The organism is Saccharopolyspora sp. 6V, assembly GCF_020176785.1.
GTDB lineage: Bacteria > Actinomycetota > Actinomycetes > Mycobacteriales > Pseudonocardiaceae > Saccharopolyspora_C > Saccharopolyspora_C gregorii.
Genome location: NZ_JAIUKB010000129.1, coordinates 20261 through 41396 on the forward strand (window position 1 = coordinate 20261; position 21136 = coordinate 41396).

Annotated in this window: 19 protein-coding genes; 7 read left to right on the forward strand and 12 right to left on the reverse strand. The window is 75.3% G+C overall.

The annotated features are described in order from the left end of the window. Window positions 1–2: 2 nt before the first annotated feature. The 5 genes from manA to LCD35_RS23110 form a co-directional block, all read right to left on the reverse strand. Complete coding sequence (manA, locus tag LCD35_RS23090; protein WP_224959270.1) at window positions 3–1241, reverse strand: mannose-6-phosphate isomerase, class I; 1239 nt, start codon at window positions 1239–1241, stop codon at window positions 3–5. Window positions 1242–1392: 151 nt separating this feature from the next. Next, complete coding sequence (locus LCD35_RS23095) at window positions 1393–2466, reverse strand: hypothetical protein (protein ID WP_224977586.1); 1074 nt, start codon at window positions 2464–2466, stop codon at window positions 1393–1395. A 6-nt stretch (window positions 2467–2472) separates the two neighbouring features. Further along, complete coding sequence (locus tag LCD35_RS23100) at window positions 2473–2688, reverse strand: Trm112 family protein (protein ID WP_224959273.1); 216 nt, start codon at window positions 2686–2688, stop codon at window positions 2473–2475. A gap of 52 nt (window positions 2689–2740) precedes the next feature. Then, window positions 2741–4090 carry a phosphomannomutase/phosphoglucomutase gene (locus tag LCD35_RS23105; RefSeq protein ID WP_224959275.1) on the reverse strand — a complete coding sequence of 450 codons (1350 nt, stop codon included), beginning with the start codon at window positions 4088–4090 and terminating at the stop codon, window positions 2741–2743. A gap of 115 nt (window positions 4091–4205) precedes the next feature. Next, window positions 4206–4565: a DUF3499 domain-containing protein gene (locus LCD35_RS23110; RefSeq protein ID WP_224959277.1), complete on the reverse strand. Its 360-nt coding sequence runs from the start codon at window positions 4563–4565 to the stop codon at window positions 4206–4208. Window positions 4566–4809: 244 nt separating this feature from the next. Here LCD35_RS23110 and LCD35_RS23115 point away from each other — a divergent pair, with 244 nt between their 5' ends. Continuing rightward, window positions 4810–5283, forward strand: coding sequence for a metallopeptidase family protein (locus tag LCD35_RS23115; RefSeq protein ID WP_184482313.1), 474 nt, complete (start codon window positions 4810–4812; stop codon window positions 5281–5283). A 29-nt stretch (window positions 5284–5312) separates the two neighbouring features. Here the strand turns inward: LCD35_RS23115 and LCD35_RS23120 are convergent, their stop codons facing one another. Then, on the reverse strand, window positions 5313–9071 hold the full coding sequence (locus tag LCD35_RS23120) for a glycosyltransferase family 2 protein (protein ID WP_225044838.1): 3759 nt from the start codon (window positions 9069–9071) through the stop codon (window positions 5313–5315). A 206-nt stretch (window positions 9072–9277) separates the two neighbouring features. Then, window positions 9278–9610, reverse strand: a complete 333-nt coding sequence (locus LCD35_RS23125) for a WhiB family transcriptional regulator (protein WP_224959299.1) — start codon at window positions 9608–9610, stop codon at window positions 9278–9280. Between the two features lie 565 nt (window positions 9611–10175). Between LCD35_RS23125 and LCD35_RS23130 the strand changes: the two genes are divergently transcribed. The 4 genes from LCD35_RS23130 (at window position 10176) to LCD35_RS23145 (ending at window position 13954) form a co-directional block, all read left to right on the forward strand. Continuing rightward, window positions 10176–10919, forward strand: a complete 744-nt coding sequence (locus LCD35_RS23130) for a site-2 protease family protein (protein WP_224959281.1) — start codon at window positions 10176–10178, stop codon at window positions 10917–10919. Window positions 10920–10995: 76 nt separating this feature from the next. Continuing rightward, entirely contained in the window at window positions 10996–12003 is a 1008-nt protein-coding gene (gene cofD, locus LCD35_RS23135; RefSeq protein ID WP_224967523.1) for a 2-phospho-L-lactate transferase, read from the forward strand. Next, window positions 12000–13343 carry a coenzyme F420-0:L-glutamate ligase gene (locus tag LCD35_RS23140; protein ID WP_224967525.1) on the forward strand — a complete coding sequence of 448 codons (1344 nt, stop codon included), beginning with the start codon at window positions 12000–12002 and terminating at the stop codon, window positions 13341–13343. Before cofD ends, LCD35_RS23140 begins: the two co-directional genes overlap by 4 nt. 53 nt (window positions 13344–13396) lie before the next feature. Further along, entirely contained in the window at window positions 13397–13954 is a 558-nt protein-coding gene (locus LCD35_RS23145) for an NUDIX hydrolase (protein WP_225044839.1), read from the forward strand. Here LCD35_RS23145 and LCD35_RS23150 read toward each other — a convergent pair. Continuing rightward, a complete protein-coding gene (locus tag LCD35_RS23150) occupies window positions 13939–14841 on the reverse strand; it encodes a DNA-3-methyladenine glycosylase (RefSeq protein WP_225044840.1) in 903 nt (300 codons plus the stop codon). The genes LCD35_RS23145 and LCD35_RS23150 overlap by 16 nt on opposite strands. 4 nt (window positions 14842–14845) lie before the next feature. Next, window positions 14846–15952, reverse strand: a complete 1107-nt coding sequence (locus tag LCD35_RS23155; RefSeq protein WP_225044841.1) for a sugar phosphate nucleotidyltransferase — start codon at window positions 15950–15952, stop codon at window positions 14846–14848. A gap of 743 nt (window positions 15953–16695) precedes the next feature. Here LCD35_RS23155 and LCD35_RS23160 point away from each other — a divergent pair. After that, on the forward strand, window positions 16696–17265 hold the full coding sequence (locus LCD35_RS23160; RefSeq protein ID WP_224959289.1) for a hypothetical protein: 570 nt from the start codon (window positions 16696–16698) through the stop codon (window positions 17263–17265). A gap of 44 nt (window positions 17266–17309) precedes the next feature. Here LCD35_RS23160 and LCD35_RS23165 read toward each other — a convergent pair whose 3' ends face one another. Genes LCD35_RS23165 through LCD35_RS23175 form a run of 3 tightly spaced genes read right to left on the reverse strand, consistent with a single transcriptional unit; the run spans window position 17310 to window position 20540 of the window. Beyond that, window positions 17310–18185, reverse strand: coding sequence for a glycosyltransferase family 2 protein (locus tag LCD35_RS23165; protein WP_224959290.1), 876 nt, complete (start codon window positions 18183–18185; stop codon window positions 17310–17312). A 53-nt stretch (window positions 18186–18238) separates the two neighbouring features. Continuing rightward, window positions 18239–19390 (reverse strand): glycosyltransferase family 1 protein, encoded by a 1152-nt coding sequence (locus LCD35_RS23170; protein WP_224959291.1) that lies wholly within the window; start codon window positions 19388–19390, stop codon window positions 18239–18241. A 49-nt stretch (window positions 19391–19439) separates the two neighbouring features. After that, window positions 19440–20540, reverse strand: coding sequence for a glycosyltransferase family 1 protein (locus tag LCD35_RS23175; protein WP_225044842.1), 1101 nt, complete (start codon window positions 20538–20540; stop codon window positions 19440–19442). 135 nt (window positions 20541–20675) lie between these two features. Here LCD35_RS23175 and LCD35_RS23180 point away from each other — a divergent pair. Then, window positions 20676–21136: glycosyltransferase family 2 protein (locus LCD35_RS23180; protein ID WP_225044843.1), on the forward strand; the 461-nt coding region annotated here is incomplete at its 3' end.

Genomic DNA, 21136 nt, shown 5'->3' on the forward strand with positions numbered 1-21136 from the left:
CGCTAGGTGCCCGCGGCCGCGCGGAACACCTGCGCCGTCCCGTCCGGGCACACCGGGCTCGCCAGCACCGCCGGGTCCGAGGCCGCCAGCCACACCGACTGGCCCTTCCCCAGCTCCAGCTCGGCCGGTTCCGCGCCGGGGCGCTGCGCGGTCAGCCGCAACGCGCCCTTCGTGCACAGCAGGATCTGCGGACCGTCCGAGTCCAGCCGCACCGCGGTCGAGTTCGCCGGGGACCAGTCCACCCTGGACAGCCGGAACTCCTCGGCGGGCGTCTGGTAGACGGTGAGGTTCCCGTCCAGCGACTCGCCCTTGTGCACCCGCATGTCCCCGCAGGTGAAGTCCAGCACCCGCAGCAGCTCCGGCACGTCCACGTGCTTCGGGGTGAGCCCGCAGCGCAGGATGTTGTCCGAGTTCGCCAGGATCTCCACTCCGGTGCCCTGCAGGTAGGCGTGCAGGTTGCCGGCGGGCAGGTAGATCGCCTCGCCCGGCTGCAGCACCAGCCGGTTCAGCAGCAGGCTCGCCAGCACGCCCGCGTCGTTCGGGTACGCCTCCCCCAGCTCCAGCACCGTGCGGCACTCCAGCGCGAACTCGCCGTGCTCGCGCACGTGCCGCACGCAGGCGTCGAGCAGTTCCGGCAGCAGCCCCCGCAGGTAGTGCTCGGGCAGCGTGATCCACGTGGTGAACAGCGCGCGCAGCCCGTCGGCGTCCGGCTGCGCCGCCAGCAGCGCGGTGTGCGGGCGCAGCGTCGGCACGTCCAGCTCGCCCAGCAACCGCACCGTGCGGTGCGCCTCCCGGAAACCGGCGAGCGCGTGGAACTCGGTGAGCGCGCAGACCAGCTCCGGCTTCGCCGTGGGATCCGGGTAGTTCCGGTTCGGCGCGTTGCGCGGGATGCCCGCGCGCTCCTCCCGTTCGAAGCCTTCCGCGGCCTGTTCCGCGGACGGGTGCGCCTGCAGGCTCAGCGGCTCGTTCGCGGCGAGCACCTTGAGCAGGAACGGCAGCCTGCTGCCCCACCGGTCGGTGCACACCTCGCCGAGGTGGTGCGCCGGGTCCGCGTCGAGCAGGTCCAGCAGCGATTCCTCGCTGCCGTCCGGGCGCACCAGCTTCGACGGGTCGCCCGGGTGCGCGCCCATCCACAGTTCTGCCTCGGGGTGCGGAGTGGGAACGGGCCGGCCGAGCAGATCGGCGATGGCGGTACGCGAGCCCCACGCGTAGGGGCGCACCGCGTTCCGCAGTAACTCCACAGTCCTTCTCGCTCTCTTCACCGCTGGTCAGGCGCGCACGCATCCTCGGACCAGCACCGTAGGGCGCCGACCCTGGAACCAGGACATCGCCTCTCCGCCACCAGTGCACCAGGGACGTCCCCGGCAATCACCCAGGGTTCGCCCCGTCCGGTCAGTGCACGGCCAGTGCCTGCCTGCCCGGACCTCCGAGCGTGCCCGCCGCGAGGCCCAGGTAGACCGCGGCGAGATCGAACCGCAACGCGAGCACCGCGGCCCGCAGCACCGCGTCGGCCCGCGCCGACTCGCCGGGGGCGACCAGGTCCGCGCCCGGCAGCGATCGGGTCGCGGCGCGTTCGTCCGCCTCCGAGCGCTCGTCGTGCCGGGTGCTGATCAGGAAGACCCGGGGAGTCGCGCCGCCGTCCTCGTCCGGGTCGGCGAACAGGTCCGAGCCGGTGTCGCGCACCGAGCGGTACAGCGCGTGCCGGGTGGTGGCCTGCGCGTGGCTCGCCACGTCGCAGGCGAGGCCCGCGTGCACGCCCAACGCGTAGGAGCCGTGCCCGGCGACGGCGGTGGCGGTCAGGTCCACGCCCCACAGCAGCGCCTCGTGGTCGGCGAGCCGCAGCGCCAGCGACTTCGCCGGGTTCATCAGCGGTTCCTGCCCGGGGTGGGCGCGTTCCGCCTCCCGGTCCAGCTCGTCGGCCAGCTGATCGGTGTCGCAGCGCAGCAGGCCGAGCGCGACGAGCACGCTGAGGCCCACCGTGAACACGTGCGCGAACGTCAGCTCGTCCGGCACCGGGATCCGCGGCGGCACCACCTTCGCCCGGCCCGCGCCGGACGCGGCCACCGGTCCGTCGGCCGGGGCGGCCAGCACCACCGAGGCGCCCCGCCGGGTCGCGGTCGCCACCCCTTCGGCCAGCGTCGGATCACCCGGGTCCGGGGTGTGCGCGAACACCACGTCCAGCGGTCCCACCCACACCGGGACCGACTCGGCCACGATCACCGGTACCGGGCAGGACGGGCCGGCCAGCGCGGCCAGCACCCCGCACGCGGACGGGCCGAGGCCGGGCCGGGAGATCAGCACCAGCGAGCGCGGCCTGCCGTCGGCGAGGTCGTCGAAACCGATCTCCTGCACGGTCTCCGCGGCCGCCCGCACCTGCGCACCCGCGAGCGCCGCGGATCGCAACAGCCCGCGCGAGTCGGCCTCGGTGAGCCGGTCGGGATCGTCGAAGAGGCTGTCGTCGAGCACCGGAGGTCACCTCTCCCCGGTCGAGCCAGGATCCTCGGGGCCGCCGACGGCCTCGTCGACCAGCAGCACCGGGATGCCGTCCCGCACCGGGTAGCCGCGGCCGCACGAAGTGCACGTCAAGTACTCGTCCTGCGCGGTGCCGCCCTCGGCGCGCAGCGCGCCGTGGTCCGGTGCCGGGCAGGCGAGGATCTCCAGCAATGTCGGTTCCAGGGCCACGGCCACGTTCCCTCCTGAGTCCACACCCGGTCCACGCCCAGCGGGCGGTATCACTCGGTCAGCCCCGCACCACGGCGAGCACCTCGTCGCGCAGCGCGGCGACCGCGGCGGCGTCCGGCGCCTCCACGTTCAACCGCAGCAGCGGCTCGGTGTTCGAAGGCCGGATGTTGAACCAGGAGCCGTCCGCCAGCTCCACGGTAAGCCCGTCGAGCTCGTCGATTCGAGCACCGGAACGTTCCCGGTAGGTTTCGGCCACGGCGCGCATCCGCCCGGCCTGGTCGTCCACCGTCGAGTTGATCTCGCCGGAGGCGGCGTAGCGGGAGTACTCGGCCATCAGCCCGGACAGCGCGCCGTCCTGACCGCCCAGCGCGGCCAGCACGTGCAGCGCGGCCAGCATGCCGGAGTCGGCCTTCCAGAAGTCCCGGAAGTAGTAGTGCGCCGAGTGCTCGCCGCCGAAGATGGCGCCGGTCTCGGCCATGGTCTGCTTGATGAACGAGTGCCCCACGCGGGTGCGCACCGGCTTGCCGCCCCGCTCGGCGACGATCTCCGGCACCGCGTGCGAGGTGATCAGGTTGTGGATGACGGTCGCGCCCGGTTCCTTCGCCAGCTCGCGCACCGCGACCAGCGCGGTGATCGCGCTCGGCGCCACCGGGTCGGCGTTCTCGTCCACCACGAAGCAGCGGTCCGCGTCGCCGTCGAAGGCCAGCCCGGCGTCGGCGCCGACCTCGCGCACCTTCGCCTGCAGGTCCACCAGGTTCGCCGGGTCCAGCGGGTTCGCCTCGTGGTTCGGGAAGTCGCCGTCCAGCTCGAAGTACATCGGCACCACCTCGACGGGCAGGCCGTCGAACACCTTCGGCACCGTGTGCCCGGCCATGCCGTTCCCGGCGTCGACGACGACCTTCAGCGGCCGGATCCCGCTCAGGTCCACCAGGCCGCGCAGGAACTCCGCGTACTCGGCGAGCATGTCCCGCTCGGAGGCGCTGCCCTTCGCGCCCAGGAACTCGGGAACGCCGTGCGAGACGAGCTCCTGGATCTCCGACAGCCCGCTGTCCTGGCCGACCGGTGCGGCGCCCGCCCGGCACAGCTTGATGCCGTTGTAGCGGGCCGGGTTGTGGCTGGCGGTGAACATGGCGCCCGGCAGCTCCAGCGTGCCGGAGGCGAAGTAGAGCATGTCGGTGCTGGCCAAGCCGATGGAGATCACGTCGACGCCCTGCCCGGTGACGCCCTCGGCGAACGCGGCGGCCAACCCCGGCGAGGAGTCCCGCATGTCGTGCCCGACGACGACGGCCGGACCGCCGACGAGCCTGGTGAACGCGGCACCGATCTCCCGAACGACGTCGGCGTCGAGCTGCTCATCCACCACCCCGCGGATGTCGTACGCCTTGACGATCTCCGACAGGTCCCGCACGCTGCACATCCCTACGTAGTCCGGCCAACCTCGCTGCGGTCCGAGCCTACCGGCGATCGGTGATCTTGCGGAGAGCTCCCGACGGCCACGAGCGGCACGTCACGTTCGGGATCCCCTAATCGTCGCGGGGGTCGGGCAGCGCCCGCAGGTGACCTCGCCTGCCGCCGCCCACGGAGAAGTCCGGCGGATCCACCGGCCGGTCCGAGCGCCCCGCTTCGCGGACCGCCTCGGCCAGCGCGGTCAGGTCGTCCGCGGAACCTTCCGGCAGCGAGAACTCGCCCTCGTACCGGACGACCTCCCAGCCCTTCGGCACCGTCAGCCGCAACGCGTGCTCCTCGCACAGGTCGTAGCTGTGGGGCTCCGCATACGTGGCGAGCGGTCCGACCACCGCGGTCGAGTCCGCATAGGCATACGTAAGCGTCGCAACGGCCGGGTTGGTACACCCGGTCCGCGAGCACCGCCTCACGCTCCGCACGACTGGCACGATAGCGCCCCCCGTCCAGCCCGCGCCGGAGGCACGCGGAAACGTCCTCGCGCCCCGATCCCGATCTTCCGGCGCGCACGCCGCTCACCGGCGGGTTCGCGCAGGTGGCGGACCTTGTTCGCGCTGCGCTGAACGGGTGTCGGGCAGTCCGGTGACGTCGCGTGCTCACCTCCGGTGCCGAGAGGCGACCCGAACGGGCATCCCCGCGGCGGTCCTGAGGGCGTACCCTCAGCCCGTGGTGACCGCACGTGGATATCGGCGCCGGACGCTAGCCCGGCGGGATCGTCGAGGGCGCGGCCTGCGCGGCCCCCTGTACCCGTCGTCGGTCCCGGTCGCGCGCAGCCGTTCGCAGCGGTTCGACGCGATCGTGCTGGAAGCCCTGGAGCCGATCGAGCAGCGCTGGCACGCCGAGCTGACCGAGCTCGACGTGGCCGTCGACGAGGTGCCCGAGGTCCAGGTCACCGCCCCCGAGAAGGTCGTCTGGGACGACGACGTGGTGGTGGACGCGAACGTGCCGCTGGCGCGGCTCGTCCCCGCCGGGGTGGACCGCCGCGGGTTGCCGACCCGCGCACGCATCGTGCTCTACCGCAGGCCGCTGGAGGCCCGCGCCCGCGACGGCCAGGACATGGCCGACCTGCTGCACGACGTGCTCATCGAGCAGGTCGCCACCTACCTCGGCCTCGACCCGGACGTCATCGAAGGCCAGTGAGGCCCTGCTGACCGGCCCCGCCCGGCGGTTCAGGACTCGTCGGAGCGGCGGCGGGACGGCAGCGCGCCGATGGCGGTGAACAGGATGGCCGCGGCCTGCACCACGAGCAGCGCGGTGCGGGACGAGTCGCCGTAGCCGACCCGGACCTCGCTCGCCGATTCCGGCACCGGCACCGCGACCTGGTGTCCCCAGCCCTCGGCCAGCGGCGCCTCCCGTCCGTCGATCACCGCGTGCCAGCCGGGTTCGTGCTCGGCGGCGAGCAGCAGCACCCGGCCCACCCCGCCGTCCGAGACGCGCACCGCGACCTCCGGCAGCGTCGCGGGCACGCCCAGCGGCCGGGCCTGCGGGGACGGCGTACCCGCCAGCCGCGACTGCCGAGCCAGGTCGGGGCCGAGCAGCTGCACCGGGCCGGACGGCAGCAGCACCCGCAGCACCGGGGTGCCGTCGCCGAGCTCGCCGTGATCGGTCACCAGGTCACCGGCCGCCGCCCGCAGCCGGTCGGCGGTCGCCGCGTCCGGCACCGCCACGTGACCGGTGCCGCGGGCCGCTGCGGTGGCCAGCGCGGTCCGCACCCGCTGCGGGTCGCCGGAGAGCAGGTCCGCCTCGACCTCCCGCAACCAGCGCACCGCTTCCGGCACCGGTACCAGGTCGTCATCGCCGAAGTGCGGCGCGCGGCCCTCGACCAGCCGGGCCGGGGCCGGGCCGCGCTCGACGAGCAGCATGCCGCCGGGCCCGTCGAGCTCGGCGGCCAGCGCCGGGGTCCCGCCGGTCGGTGCCACCCGCAGCGGCCCGCGCCCGGCGAGCACCGCGCTCACCCCGGCGAGCAGCAGCGTCCCGGTCAACGCGGCCGCGAGGACCCTGCTCGGCACCCGCACCGGCAGCGGTCCCGCGGACAGCGCCGTCCACAGCAACCCGGCCGCGGCCACCACCAGCGGAGCTCCGGTTCCGCCGGTGCTGGCCGGTCCGCCCGCCACCGGGGTCATCGCGATCCGGTCCACGGCGAAGGCCACCGCCCACCCGGCGACCGCGGTCACCGCGCCCGGGATCATCGCCGGGCGCGGGGCGAGCACCGCGGCCAGCAGCGCCACCAGCACGAGCAGCCCGCCGGCCCAGGTCGCCGGATCCCCGTCGGCGCTCAGCAGCAGCGGCCACCACCCGGCGGGCAGCTCGGTGACCCGCGCGCCGAGCCCGTGCAGCAGCAGCTCCGGGTGCCGCACCAGCACGACCGGCCACGGCAGCAGGCAGACGATCGGCAGCAGCACCAGCGCGGGCAGCCCGGCCATCCGGCGCCGCGCGCGACGCGCCTCGCCGGGCACCGCCACGAACCCGAGCAGCGCCAGCACCACCAGCAGCGCCAGCACCAGCGGGGCGAACGCGCCCAGCACGGCCAGGCCGAGCGCCGTCGCGCAGGCCGTGCCCAGCCAGTGCCGGGACTGGGCGAGCATCGCCAGCCTGGTCAGCCCGATCACGGAGGCGATGCCCGCCAGCAGCGGCGGGACCAGGACGTGCGCGACCACCACGTCGAGCCGGCCCTGCCCGGCGGCGGACGTGGCCAGCGGCAGCAGCGCGTAGGCGCCCGCGGCCAGCGCCCGGTGCCTCCCGCGCATCGGCAGCGTGCGGGTCGCGGCGTACGCGGTGAGCCCGGCCAGCGGCACGCCGAACAGCAGCAGCAGCGCCACCACCGCCTGCGGCCCGCCGAGCGGCGCCAGCACCGTGCCCAGCAGCGCCAGCACCAGCAGCGAGGCCGGTGCGGGCGAGCCGGTGCCACCGTTGACCGGGTGCCAGGAAGCCAGGTACTCCCGCCAGGTCGAACCGAGGTCGACGGCCGCGAACAGCCGGCCGCCCTGCAGCTCGGCGCCGAACCGGGCGTGCTCGGCGACCAGGCCGTGCGTGACCAGCGCGATCGCGGTGAGCACCACCGCGAGCACCACCGGCGGCGCCAGCACCAGTTCCCGCAGCACCCGGCGCCGGTCCACCTGCACCAGCAGCAGCCTGCGATCCGGTTCCGGTGCGAAGCTCGCGTCGCGCGGCACCGGGGAGGGCCGCCGCTGCTCCTCCTCCGCGGGCGCGGCCGCCACCGGCACCACCACGGGGCCGGAGGGGCGGCGCAGGCCGCCGACGCTGCGCCTGCGGGTGCCGAGCGCCCCGGCGGGGAGCGCGGCGGGGCCGACGGAACGCGGCGCGGCGGCCACCGGTGTCACCCGCGCGGGCCCGAGCGCGGCGGGGGTGCGGCCGAGCACCACCTCGCGGCGCACCCGCTCCCGCACCAGCCCGGCGAACGCGGCCCGGAACCCGTTGCGCAACCGCGTCACCCGGCTGGTGAGCAGGCCGCGCACCCCGGACGGTTCCGCGGTGGTGGCGCGCCGCTCGGCGCGCGCCGAGCGCAGCCCCATCCGGCCGGTGACCAGCGCGGTGAACGCGGCGAGTTCGGCGGCCGCGTCCCGCCGCCGCCACAGCAGCCCGAACCCGGCGGCGCGCAGCAGCACCAGCAGCGCGAGCCGCGGCACGCCGAGCAGGAACGACCGGAGCGGCGCGTTGGCCAGGAAGGTGCGCACCCCGCCGACGCGCTCGGCGGCCCGCAACCCCCGCCCGGTCGCGTCGGGTGCCCGGTCGCCGGTGCGCAGCGCGCCCGCGTGGCGCATCCGGGCGCTCGGCACGCACAGCACCAGGTGCCCGTCGGAGTTGGTGCGCCAGCCGAAGTCGATGTCGTCGAAGCCCAGCGGCAGGGCCGGGTCGAAGCCGCCGAGCCGCTCGAAGACCCCTCGGCGGACCAGGGCGCCGGCGGTGGAGACGGCCAGGACTTCGGAGACGACGCGGACGTCGGTGGGGGCCGAGCGCCGGTCGTCCGATGTGGACCCGGCGGCCCGGGGTGCGGTGCTCGCGGCCGCGGCGGGTTCGTCCCCGGCTTCCGCGGCGGCGGGTTCGGTCCCGGTCGAGCCCGTCCCGCGCTGCGCTCCGGTCGTTCCGGTCCCGGTCGCTTCGGCCGCCTCCTCCGCAGCCCCTGCCTCCGCGGGTTCGATCCCGGATCGTTCGGTCGTGGCTCGCTCGGTCGCGGGTTCCTCGGTCCGGGGTTCCTCGGTCCGGGCTCGCTCGGTCGCGAGGTGCTCGGTCGCCGAGCGTTCGGTCCCGGCCGGTTCGGTCCCGGTCTCGGCCCCGGCCCGTTCGGCCCCGGCACGCTCGTTCTCGGCACGCTCGGGCGTGGACCGTTCCGGATCGTCCCGTCCCGCACCGTCCCGACCCGGGTCCGCGGCGGCATCCCCGCCCGCATCGGCCTCCGCCCAGGCGAGCTCCGGATCGACCTCGGCGGCCCCGATGCCGGTCTGCCGGTGCCCGGAGGCGTCGGTGGACAACCCGGCGTCCACCACGAGCCGCGGATCGTCCCAGTCCAGGCCGAGCGGCCCCAGCACGGCCGCGGCCGAATCGAGCTCGGCGACGTCCAGCAACCGGCGCAGGCAGTCCGGCTCGGGCGCGGAGTCGTCGTGCAGCAGCCACAACCAGCGGCCCGGATCGCCCCAGCGGGCGACGGCGTGCTCGGTGGCCGCCGCGACCGCGGCGCCGAACCCGGTCTCCGGCGGCAGGTCGAGCACCCCGTCCACCAGGTCGGAGGCGCCCGCCAGCAGGTCCGCGGTGCCGTCGGTGGAACCGGTGTCCACCGCGAGCAGGTGCCGCGGCCGGACGGTGAGCTCGCGCAGCGCGGCCAGCACCTCCGGCAACCGGCGGTCGCCGTCGTGGCACACCAGCACCGCCAGTGCGGGCGCGGTGTTCAGGCGCGGCGCGGTCCCGGCCACAGTGTCCTCCCCTGCCGTGGTGCGATCACCGCACGACGGTAGTGGACGGGAGCCGGAAACCTCAGAGCCTGTCTCCGAACCGGGACGGGCGTCCGCGCAGGTGTCTCAGGTGATCAGCGCGGGCCGGTCCGGGACGGATGCCTCCGGTGCGGAGCCGGGCCCGGCGCGCCGCCGGCCCCTCCGGACCTGCGGGCGCGGGCCCGGCTTCACACCGCGCGTCGTTTGAGGCGGCGGCGCTCCCGCTCGGACAGCCCGCCCCAGATGCCGAAGCGCTCGTCGTGCTCCAGCGCGTACTCCAGGCATTCGGATCGGACCTCGCAGCCCGCGCAGATGCGTTTGGCCTCGCGAGTGGAGCCGCCCTTCTCCGGGAAGAAGGCCTCCGGATCGGTTTGCGCGCACAATGCGCGCTCCTGCCACTCCTGTTCCGGCTCACCCAGTTCGAAGAGCTGAGCGAGCACATCGGCATCCGTGGTCTCGGATTCCTGCCGATCCCCCCATTGCACCAGGTTCCCCTGAAGCAGCGGATGACTCTGTTCCATCAAGCGGCCCTGTTCCATCAGGTGGGCTTGACCTGTCTCCCACATTGGTCCTCCCCCGATCGCTCCCGTTCCCTGCGGCCCTCCCCAGGACCGTTCGGGATGCACTCCGGACGTGAGGCGCACCGCGCCCCGCGTCGCCGCCCGGGCAGCGCACCGGCCCTCTCACCGGACCCGCCCGTTCGACCATGGCCACCTGCCGGGGCTCCCTTTCCCCGGCCTCCGCTCGAAATCCGGCAGGCGGAAAATCCACGAGGTGGAAAACCGAACCGGACGATTCGCCGGGATTCACCGCCGGCGGCCGACCGCTCTGCGGTGGACCGCCCGGCGAACCCGCCGCCGAGCAATCATTTCAGCGGAGAATGACACCGCTGTGATTACACCGGTGTAGCTCCACTCGGTCAAGCGGAGCCAACCCGTTGAGGGACCCCACCGCTCCCGCTGCATGACGCAACTCCGGCACTCTTTTGTCGGCGGGCCGATACGCCAGGCGGCGCCGCGCAGCGCGGATCGCGACTTTTCACCCGTCGGCACCCGGCGGCCGGGGCCGACCGGGGACACTGGTGGGGTGAACACGCGAGTGAGCCCCCTGTTCCTGGCCCTGCTCGGCGCGACGGTGCTCGGTGGTGTCCTGGCCACCGTGGACCAGTCGTTCGCCCGGACCACCGGCATCGTGCTGATCGTCCTCGGCGGGTGGGCCACGTCGCTGTGCCTGCACGAATTCGGCCACGCGATCACCGCGTACCGGGGCGGCGACCTCTCGGTCCCGGCGAAGGGCTACCTGACGCTGGACCCCCGCCGTTACACCGATCCGGTACTCAGCATCGTGCTGCCGTTGCTCTTCGTGATCGCCGGTGGCATCCCGCTGCCCGGCGGGGCGGTGTGGATCAACCACCACGCGCTGCGGAACCGGCGCGTCGAGTCGATGGTCTCGCTGGCCGGCCCGCTGACGAACCTGGTGCTCGGGATGCTGATCACGGCCGCGGTGCAGCTGGTGCCGATGCCGCAGGGGCTGTCCACCGGGCTGTCCTACCTGGCGTTCCTGCAGGTGATCGCGTTCGTGCTGAACATCCTGCCGATCCCGGGCCTGGACGGGTACGGCGCGATCGAGCCGTGGCTGTCGTACCGGGCGCGGGAGCTCGGCGAGAAGGCGCGGCCGTGGGCGCCGCTGGTGCTGTTCCTGCTGCTGTTCGCGGTGCCGTTCGTGGGCCGGGCGTTCTTCTCGCTGGCCTACCTCGTCTTCGGCCTCGTCGGTGGCGAACCGGTGCTGGCACTGCTGGGCCAGGAGTCGTTCCGCTTCTGGGAGTTCTGATCCGCGGGCCCCGCCGGTGACGCAGCGGACACCGGTCCGGCCTCGGACGCCCCCGCCCGCGTGCGAGGATCGCGGGGTGAAGGTCGTAGCACTGGTCGGTGGAGTCGGCGGGGCGCGGTTCCTGCTGGGGGTCAAGGCGGCGCTGGGCATGCCCGCGCTCGGCGAAGGCGACGGCGGGTCCCCGCACGAGGTGACCGCCGTGGTCAACATCGGCGACGACGTGTGGATGCACGGGCTGCGGGTCTGCCCGGACCTGGACACCTGCATGTACACCCTCGGCGACGGCATCGACACCGAGAAGGGGTGGGGCCGCGTCGGCGAGACGTGGTCGGTGAAGGAGGAGCTGGCCGCCTACGGCGCCGAACCGAGCTGGTTCGGGCTGGGCGACCGGGACATCGCCACCCACCTGGTGCGGTCCCGGATGCTGCGCGCCGGCTACCCGCTGTCCGCGGTGACCGAGGCGCTGTGCGACCGCTGGCGGCCCGGGGTGCGGCTGCTGCCGGTCAGCGACGACCGGGTCGAAACGCACGTGGCGATCGAGGACCCGGCCACCGGCGAGCCGACCGCGGTGCACTTCCAGGAGTGGTGGGTGCGCCATCGCGCCGAACCCGCCGCGGGCGCCATCGTGCCGGTCGGCGCCGAGGAGGCTTCGCTCGCACCGGGGGTCGCCGAGGCGATCTCCGGGGCCGACGTGGTGCTGGTCGCGCCGTCGAACCCGGTGGTGAGCGTGGGGACGCTGCTCGCGGTGCCCGGTTTCCGGGAGGCGCTGCGCTCGACGGCGGCGCCCGTGGTGGGCGTGTCCCCGATCATCGGCGGCCGCCCGCTGCGCGGCATGGCCGACGCCTGCCTGACCGCGATCGGCGTGGAGACCTCCGCCGAGGCGGTCGGCAGGCTCTACGGTTCCCGCGCGGAGTCCGCCGACGGCGTGCTCGACGCGTGGCTGGTGCACACCGGCGACACCGCCGACGTGCCCGGCGTGGCGGTGCGCGACGTGCCGCTGCTGATGTCCGACGTGGACGCGACGGCGGAGATGGCGCGGGCCGCGTTCGACGCGGCCGGGCTCTCGGTTCCGGAGGGGTCATGAGGGATCACGCGGCGACCGCCGGGCTCCAGCTGTTCGCGGTGACCGGGCTGCCCGAGTTCGGGCCCGGCGACGACGTGGCGGCCTCCATCGCGGCGAGCGCGCCGTGGTTGTCCGACGGGGACGTCGTGGTGGTCACCAGCAAGGTCGTCTCGAAGGTCGAGGGCCGGGTGGTGCGCACCCCGCGCGACCCGGAGGAGCGGGAGCGGCTGCGCCGCGAGCTGGTGCGCTCCGAGGCGACCGAGGTGCTGGCGCGGTTCCGGAACACGCTGATCACGCGGAACAAGCTGGGCATCGTGCAGGCCGCCTCCGGGGTGGACGCCTCGAACGTGGCGCTGGACCGGATCGCGCTGCTGCCGGAGGACCCGGACGCCTCGGCGCGCAGGCTGCGCGCCGGCCTGGCCGACCGGCTGGGCGTGCAGGTCGGCGTGGTGATCACCGACACGATGGGGCGGACCTGGCGCAACGGGCAGACCGACGCGGCGATCGGCGCGGCCGGGCTGCGGGTGCTGCACCGGTACGCGGGCAGCATCGACGCGCAGGGCAACGAGCTGGCCGTCACCGAGGTCGCCATCGCCGACGAGGTCGCCGCCGCCGCGGACCTGGTGAAGGGCAAGCTCGGCGGCGTGCCGGTGGCGGTGCTGCGCGGGCTGAGCACCGAGGACGACGGTTCCTCGGCGCGGGACCTGGCGCGGCCGGTGGAGCACGACCTGTTCCGGCTCGGCACCGACGAGGCCATCGCGCAGGGCCGCCGGGAAGCGGTGCTGCTGCGCCGCTCGGTGCGCTCGTTCAGCGCGGAACCGGTGGCCGAGGAACCGGTGCGCCGCGCCGTGGCCGCCGCGCTGACCGCACCCGCCCCGCACCACACCCGCCCGGTGCGGTTCGTGTGGCTGCGGGACCGGCCGCTGCGGGCGAAGCTGCTGGACGCGATGCGCACGGCGTGGCTGGCGGACCTGCGCGGCGACGGCCGCGAGGAGGCTTCCGCGCAGCGCCGGGTGGGCCGCGGCGACCTGCTGTACGCGGCACCGGAACTGGTGCTGCCGTTCCTGGTCCGGGACGGCGCGCACGACTACCCGGACGCGCGGCGCACCGCCGCGGAGCGGGAGATGTTCACCGTCGCGGGCGGTGCCGCCGTGCAGGGGCTGCTGGTGTCGCTGGCCGCGGAGGAGCTCGCCTCCTGCTGGGTGTCCTCGACGATGTTCTGCCCCGACGTGGTGCGGTCGGCGCTGGAGCTGCCGGAGTCGTGGGAACCGCTGGGCGCGGTGGCCGTCGGGCACCCGGCCGAGCCGGTCGGCGGCCCGCGGCCGCCGCGCGAGCTGGACGACGGGCTGCTGGAACTCTGACATCACCGCAGGTCCCGCCGAGTGAGCGGGTGCGAGCGCGAGGAGGTTCGGTCGTGGGGGCCGAGGTGTTGCACGCGGACGCGGAACAGGTGCTGCGCGGATGGCGGCCGTCCGACTGCGGGCAGGAGGCGCTGCGGCACGCGTTCCTGGCGCTGCTCGACGCGCGCGAGGACGCGTGCCTGCGCGCCTGCGCGCCGGGGCACGTGACGGCGTCGGCGGTGCTGCTGGACGCGGCCGGGGAGCACGTGCTGCTCACCTTGCACCCGCGGGTCGGGAAGTGGCTGCAGCTCGGCGGGCATTGCGAACCGGAGGACACCTCGCTGGCGGGCGCCGCGCTGCGGGAGGCCACCGAGGAGTCCGGGATCGACGGGCTGGCGGTGTCCGCGGAACCGGTGCACCTGGACGTGCACCCGATCACCTGCTCGCTGGGCGTGCCGACGCGGCACTTCGACGTGCGGTACCTGGTGCGCGCGCCCGCGGGCGCCGAGCCGGTGCGCAGCGACGAGTCGCTGGACCTGCGCTGGTGGCCGATCGACGCGCTGCCCGCGGAGTCCGACCTGGGCCCGCTGCTGGCCGCGGCCCGCCCGCACCCGGTTCAGAGCACGCGGTAGTCGCGGGGCGGTAGCCGCGGCCCGAACCGGGGGCGCCGGACCCCGGCCGCGCCGAGGTAGCGCACCGCCCGGTGCCGCTGGCCCGCGTACGGGGCGAGCGCGTCGAGCATCTCCGCGTCGTCCATCGGCCGTCCTTCGAGCCCGATCCCGACGATCGTCGACAGGTGGTAGTCGCCGACGCTGACCGCGTCCGGGTCGCCCCAGGCGCGCTGCGCGACCTCCGCCGCCGTCCACGGCCCGATGCCGGGGACGTGCTGGAGCAGCGCGCGGCCCGGCTCCCCGCCCAGCTCCACGGCCCGCTCCAGGCGGTGCGCCACGCCGGCCGCGGCGATCAGGGTGCGCCGCCGGGCACCGTCCACGCCCGCCCGGTGCCATTCCCAGTCCCGGATCTCCCGCAGCTGCCGGGGGCTCGGCGGCGCGCACAGCCCGCGCGGCGCCGGACCGGGCGCGGGAGTGCCGAACCGGCGGCACAGCTCGCGCCAGGACCGCCACGCCTCCCGGTTGGTGACCTTCTGCTCCAGCACCGCGGCGACCAGCACGTCCCACACCCGCCCGGTCGCGCAGAGCCGGAGGCCGCGGGCGGCCCGCGCGCCGCGCCGGACCGCGTCGTGCACGGGCACGAACCCGCCGTCGTCGTCGGCCGCGCCGAGCAGCTCCGGCACCTGGGCCAGCAGCGGTTCCGCGCCGTCGCCCCACGCTTCGGCGACGACCGCGCCCGCCGGGTCGGCGGCGAGCCGCAGCGTCCCGGGGCCGTGCGCGGTGGTCGACGCCAGCCACCACGCACCGGACTCCTGGACCGCGCTGGCGGGATCACCGCTGCCGCGGCGCAGCGGGGCCAGCACCTGCGGGAGGTCCAGCGGGCCGGGCGGCTGCCAGGTGGTGCGCATCAGGTCATCTCCGGTCCGCCGAGAACCGCACGCCACCGGCGGGGATCTCCACACCGGGCCACACCCGGGCGCCGTCCAGCAGCTCGCACTCGTCGCCGATCACCGCGCCGTCGCCGATCACCGCGCCGCGCAGCGCCACGCCCGCACCGATGCGGGCCCCGGCGCCGATCACGCAACCGTCCACCTCGGTCTCGGCCCCGATCCGCGCGCCGTCGAACACCATCGAGCCGGTGATCCGGGCGCGTTCCGCGACGACCGCGCCCGCGCCGATGGTGCTGCCGCCGTCGACCACGGCGCCCGCGGCGACGTCCGCGCCGGGCAGCAGCAAGGCCTCGCCCGGGGTGCCGGGCAGCGCCGCGGAGGGCAGCTCGCCGCGCACCAGGTCCGCCGACCCGCGGACGTAGGCGGCGGGCGTACCCATGTCCAGCCAGTACGAGGAGTCCACGTGCCCCTGCAACCGAGCACCGGCGGCCAGCAGCCCCGGGAAGGTCTCGCGCTCCACCGACACCCGGCGACCGGCCGGGATGTCCTCGATCACGGGGCGGCGGAACACGTAGCAACCGGCGTTGATCTGGTCGACCGGCGGATCCTCGGTCTTCTCCAGGAACGCGGTGACCCGGCCGTCGCCGTCGGTGGGCACGCAGCCGAACTGGCGCGGGTCCGCCACCTTCACCAGGTGCAGCGTCACCTCGGCCGCGCCGGCGCGGTGGGTCTCGACGAGGGAGCGCAGGTCGAGGCCGGAGAGGATGTCGCCGTTGAACACCAGCACGTCCTTCTCCCGCAGCAGGTGCGCCACGTTGCGGATGGCGCCCGCGGTGTCCAGCGGCTCGTCCTCGACGACGTACTCCAGCTCCAGGCCGAACTCGGAGCCGTCGCCGAAGTGCTCGGCGAACACCTCGGCCTTGTAGGAGGTGCCGAGCACGACGTGCCGGATGCCGGCCGCCCGGATCCGCGCGAGCAGGTGGCTCAGGAACGGCACTCCGGCGGTGGGCAGCATCGGCTTCGGCGCGGACAGCGTCAGGGGGCGCAGGCGCATGCCCTTGCCGCCGACGAGCACCACCGCCTCCGCGTCGTGCAGCGGGCCGGGCGAACCATCGGGACCGGCGGTCATACCGGACCTCCTTCCTCGCGCCGGGCTCGTCCCGGCATCCGGTACCGGCACGCGGCCGCGGTCATCGGCGGCGGGGGCTTCCCCGCGCCGGTGCCGAGCGCGTCCGGTAGATCCTGACGAAAACCCGTTGGGGGGAATACTGTGACAACGACGGCGGCATAATGGAGACCGGGTTCCGGCTCAGTGGAATCGGTCACTACCGGTCCGTTCCGCGGGCACGGCGCCCCGGCACCGCAGCACACCCCCCATCCTCCCGGTGGCACGCGCGGGACGGCCGCCGCGACGGCGCGGCGAGGTCCCGGGTCCGGACGGCCGCCCCCGAACTCGACCGAACGACCGCGGCTCCGCCCCACCTCGGCGTCGCGGAAGCGCTCCCGGTGGTGGCACGACGATCGTCGCGCCGCGACGACACCGGGCGCCCGACCACCGCCGATACCCGCCCCGGAACGGCAACGGCGGATACAGTGCGAAGCAGCGGAACAGGACCGAACCCCGCGCCACGGCGCGGACCGAAGTCGAACCCCGTGCCGGGACGCGGACAGGGCACGCATACCTTGCCGCGGGACGGCGACAACATGAAGGGACCGCGGCGCGACGAGCTCCTCGACGGCGCACCGCGGTAGCGCGACGGTCGCGACGCGGCCGAGAACCCGACGGCGAAAGCATGGAGAGGCACCGCTATGGACCCGCGGGACCGAGCCGACGAAACACTTGCTCGTGCGCGGGCACGGGGCGCGTTCGTCGTGACACCGGACAGCGCCACCTCGCCGATGGACGCCTCGACGACCGTGCGGATCCCGCGCACCGTGATCGCCGCCGCCGACCACGCGCAGGTCGACGCGGACGCGACGACGGCGATCCCGCAGCCCACGTCGCAGCAGCAGCCCCCGCAGCAGCACGGATCCCAGCAGCAGGCGGCCCGGCCGCAGCAGCAGCGCGCCGAGCAGCGGCCGCAGCAGACCGGGCAGCAGGGGCAGGCCCGGCAGGGCGCTCAGCAGCAGTCGGGGCAGCAGTCTGGGCAGCCGCAGAACCGGCCGCAGCAGGGCGGTGACCAGCAGGGCAGGCCGCAGTCCGGGCAGCAGTCGGGGCAGCAGCCCCCGCAGCAGGGCGGACAGCAGCAGGGCCAGCAGCAGAGCGGCCAGCAGCAACAGCAGGGCGGGCAGCAGGGCCAGCAGCAGAGCGGCCGGAACGACCCGTACGGCTGGCCCGAGGAGGACTTCGGCCAGCAGCTGCCGCCGAACCCGTACCAAGCGCAGCGCACCGAGGGCCAGTTCGGCCCGCTCGGCTCCCGCGCGGCCCGCCAGCAGTACTAGCCGCGGCTCGACGGGCGGCGCGGAGCTCCCCCCCCCCCGCCCGGCTACTTCCCGCGCGCCCGCACTTCCAGCCGTGCCCGCACCGCCAGCGCGGCCCGCAGCGCCAGCCGCAGCGGCGCCCACACCGCGCCCCGGTGCCGGTCCGCGAGGTATCGGTAGGCGCTGCGGTGGTGCTCCACCAGCATCTTCGCCGGTGCGCTGGAGGTGGCGTGCCCGCCGATGTGCGTGATCCGCGCGCTGGGCACGAACACGTTCAGCCAGCCCTTGCGGGCGAGCCGGTCCCCCAGGTCCACGTCTTCGAAGTACATGAAGTAGCGCGGGTCGAAGCCGTCGATGCCGTCGAACGCCTCGCGGCGCAGCAGCAGGCAGGAGCCGGACAGCCAGCCCGCGGTGCGCTCTTCGACGACCGCCTCGGACTGCCGGTAGGCGCGGGTCCACGGGTTGCCCGGCCAGATCCGGCCGAGCACCGCGTGCCCCGCTCCCCGTCCCAGCGAGGGCAGCAGCCGCGCGGACGGGTAGACGGTGCCGTCGGGCTCGTTGATCAGCGGGCCGAAGGCACCACCGCGCGGCCAGCGCTCGGCCGCGGCCAGCAGTTCGTCCAGCGCACCCGGCGCCCATTCGACGTCGGCGTTGCTGATCACCACCCAGCCGTACTCCTCGCCGAGCGCCGCCACCCCGCGGTTCGCTCCCCCGCCGTAGCCGAGGTTCGCCCCGGTCGGCAGGAATTCGACCTCGGAGCGGGTCTCGGCGGCGCGTTCCGGTTCCCCGTCCGTCGACCCGTTGTCGGCCAGGACCACCCGCACCGGGCGTTCGGTGGCAGCGCGGATCGAGTCGAGGTTGCGGTCGAGGGTCTCGCCGGGCGAGTAGGTCACGATGACGATGGCGAGCTCGTCGCCATGGCTGCGGGAAGAGGCGGTCACGCCCGGACATTCTGCCGAACGGTGCTCGGCGGCCGCGGGGCGGTGAGGCCCCGTCAGCGGCTGCGGCGGTGCAGGTGGTGCGCACGGGAGTAGGCCTCGCGGTGCTGCGCCGCGCACGCGGCCCAGGTGAACTCCTTGGCGCGGCGCTGCGCGGCGGCCGACAGCGCGGCGCGGCGGGCCGGGTCGTCGAGCAGCCCGGTGAGCCCGGTGGCGATCTCGGCGGGCCGCACCCCGCAGTAGGCGACGGCGTCTCCGCCGACCTCGGGCAGGCTGAGCCGTCCGGTGGTGAGCACCGCCGCGCCGCAGGCCATCGCCTCCAGCACGGGCAGCCCGAAGCCCTCGCCGATGCTCGGGTACGCGACGACGTGCGCGCCACCGAGGAAACCGGGTAACTCGGCGAACGGCACGTAGCCGGCGCGGATCACCCGCACGCGGTGCGGCACCGCCTCCAGCGCCCGCTCGACCCTGGTGTCCCAGCCGGGCTGACCGGCCAGCACCAGCGCCGGGTCGTCGGAGCGGCCGCGGCCGGCCATCGTGAAGCCCTTGATCAGCGCGGGCACGTTCTTGCGCGGTTCGAGGGCGCCGAGGAACGCCACGTACGGCTGGTCGTGCAGGCCCAGCCGGTCCCGCACGGCCGCGATCTCCGGGGGCGACGGCGGGTGGAAGTGCTCGGGGTCGACGCCGTGGTACATCACGTGCATCGCCGAGCGGTCGGCCCCGGCGCTGCGGGCGAGCTCGTCGGCGGTGGCTTCGCTCGGCACCACGCACAGGGTGGCGCGGCGCAGCGCGGCCTTCGTCCAGGAGCGGAAGAAGCGGGCCTTCACCGGTGAGTGCAGCGCCGGGTCGGTGAAGAACGTGGCGTCGTGCAGCGTGACCACCGACGCCGCCGGGTTCGCCAGCGGCGTCGTGTAGTGCGGCGAGTGCAGCACCTGCGCGCCGAGCCTGCGCACCAGCCGGGGCAGCGTCGTCTGCTCCCAGGTGAGGCGGGCGGTGCGGGTCGCGACGGCCTCCGCCGCGGGGATGATCCGGCTGTTCGGGGCGAGCCTGCCGTACAGCGCGGCGTCCCGCGGCTGGCAGGCGACGCTCAGCTGCGCGCCGTCCTGGTCGAGCGCGGCCAACAAGGAATCCACGTAGCGACCGACGCCACCGCGGTCCGCGGGGACGGCGGTGGCGTCGACGAGGAGCTGCGGCTCGCCTCTGTGCACGCGTGCAGCGTACGGGGGTGCCGGTGCGGATCGTGGGGGGTTCCGCAAATCACGCCTCGAGGTGCGCCCGCCACACCTGCTCGGCCGCGCGCCGCCAGCCGAACAGCTCGGCGCGGCGCGGACCGGCCGCCGACATCCGGGCGCGCTGGTCCGGGTCGTCGACGACGATGCGCAGCGCGCGGGCCAGCGCGCGCGGGTCGGCGCGGCGCGCGGTGAGCCCGGCCGACCCGGCGACCTCCAGCAGGGCGGGAGCGTCGGAGTGCACCACGGGGGTGCCCAGCGCCATCGCCTCCAGCACCGGCAGACCGAAGCCCTCGGCGAGGCTCGGCGCCACCAGGGCCGTCGCCCGCCGCAGCAGCACGGCGAGCTCGGCGTCGCCGATGTCGCGCAGCACCCGCACCCGCCCGGCGGGCAGGCCGTGCCGTTCGGCCAAGCGCACCGGGTCGACCCCGCCCCAGCCCGGCGCACCGACCAGCAGCAGCGGCAGGTCAGGTGCCTCCGGCCGGGCCAGCGCCTCGATCAGGTGCGCGTGGCCCTTGCGGGGTTCGAAGGTGCCGACGGTCAGCAGGTACCGGGACGGGAGGCTCGCGGCGGCGGTGCGCGCCCGGTCCGGGTCGGGCTCGGCCAGCAGCGCTCCGGGCACCCCTTCGCCGATCACCCGCACGTCGACGCGCAGCGCGACGCGGGTGGCGAGGTCGGCGGCGACGGCCTCGGTGGGCACCACGATCGCGTCGGCGTCGCGGGCGGCGCGGGCGATGGCGCGGCGGTGCCAGGCGACGCCGCGCGGGGTGAGCGTCTCCGGGTGGGTCCAGGGCACGGTGTCGTGCACCGTCACCACCAGGCCGCGGCCGCGCTTGCGAGCCGGGGCCAGCGGGGTCATGGCGTGCACCGAGTCGCCGCCCGGCCACGGCGGCAGGCCGCGCTCCCAGGCCGCGGTGAGGGCGCGGCGCGGCAGCGGCAGCACCGCCGGGGGGCGCACCCCGTCCACCGCGGCGCGGGCGGGATCGGCGCCGCGGCTGATCGCGCTGCGCACCTCCCAGCCCGCGGGGGCGGTGGCGGCGAGCGCGGCGAGCAGTTCGCGGGTGTAGCGGCCCGTTCCGCCCGGCACCGGGGCGACCAGCTGCTCGGCGATCACGACCAACTCGGGCACCTCATCACCTCTCCGGTTCGCGGGCGGCGGCCACCTGCACGCCGAGCAGAACCCTACGCTGCGAATTCACCGGTACCGCCGGGAAGCGCGGTGCCGTCACCTAGGGTTCGGGGCCGGACGCGGAACGGAGGCGGTGTGCGGAGCACGGTCGTGGTCGTGACCTGGCGCGGGCGGCGGCACCTGACCGCCTGCCTGGACGCGGTCGCCGCACTGAACCGTCCACATCGGACGCTGGTGGTGGACAACGCCTCCGACGACGGCACCGCCGAGCTGATCGCCCGGCACCCGTCCCGGCCGGAGGTGCTGCGGCTGCGGCGCAACCTCGGCTACGCGGGCGGCATCGCGGCGGCGCTGCCGCGGATCGGCACCCCGTTCGTGGCCTGGCTCAACGACGACGCCGCACCCGAACCGGGCTGGCTCGCCGCGCTGGAGGACGCGCTCGACGCGGACCGCGGGGCGTGGGCGGCGGCCTCCGTGCTGCGCACCCCGGACGGGGCGGTGCAGTCCGCCGGAGTGCGGTTGAGCGGTGATGGGCACGGGGTCGATTCGGTCGGTGGGGTTCCTCCGGTCGGTGGGGGCGGTCCGGCGGACTGCAC

Coding starts and splice junctions, on each gene's coding strand:
- LCD35_RS23125 (WP_224959299.1), bottom strand. CDS start 9,610: ATGGAACAGAGTCATCCGCTGCTTCAGGGGAACCTGGTGCAATGGGGG.
- LCD35_RS23140 (WP_224967525.1), top strand. CDS start 12,000: ATGAGGGATCACGCGGCGACCGCCGGGCTCCAGCTGTTCGCGGTGACC.
- LCD35_RS23150 (WP_225044840.1), bottom strand. CDS start 14,841: ATGCGCACCACCTGGCAGCCGCCCGGCCCGCTGGACCTCCCGCAGGTG.
- LCD35_RS23155 (WP_225044841.1), bottom strand. CDS start 15,952: ATGACCGCCGGTCCCGATGGTTCGCCCGGCCCGCTGCACGACGCGGAG.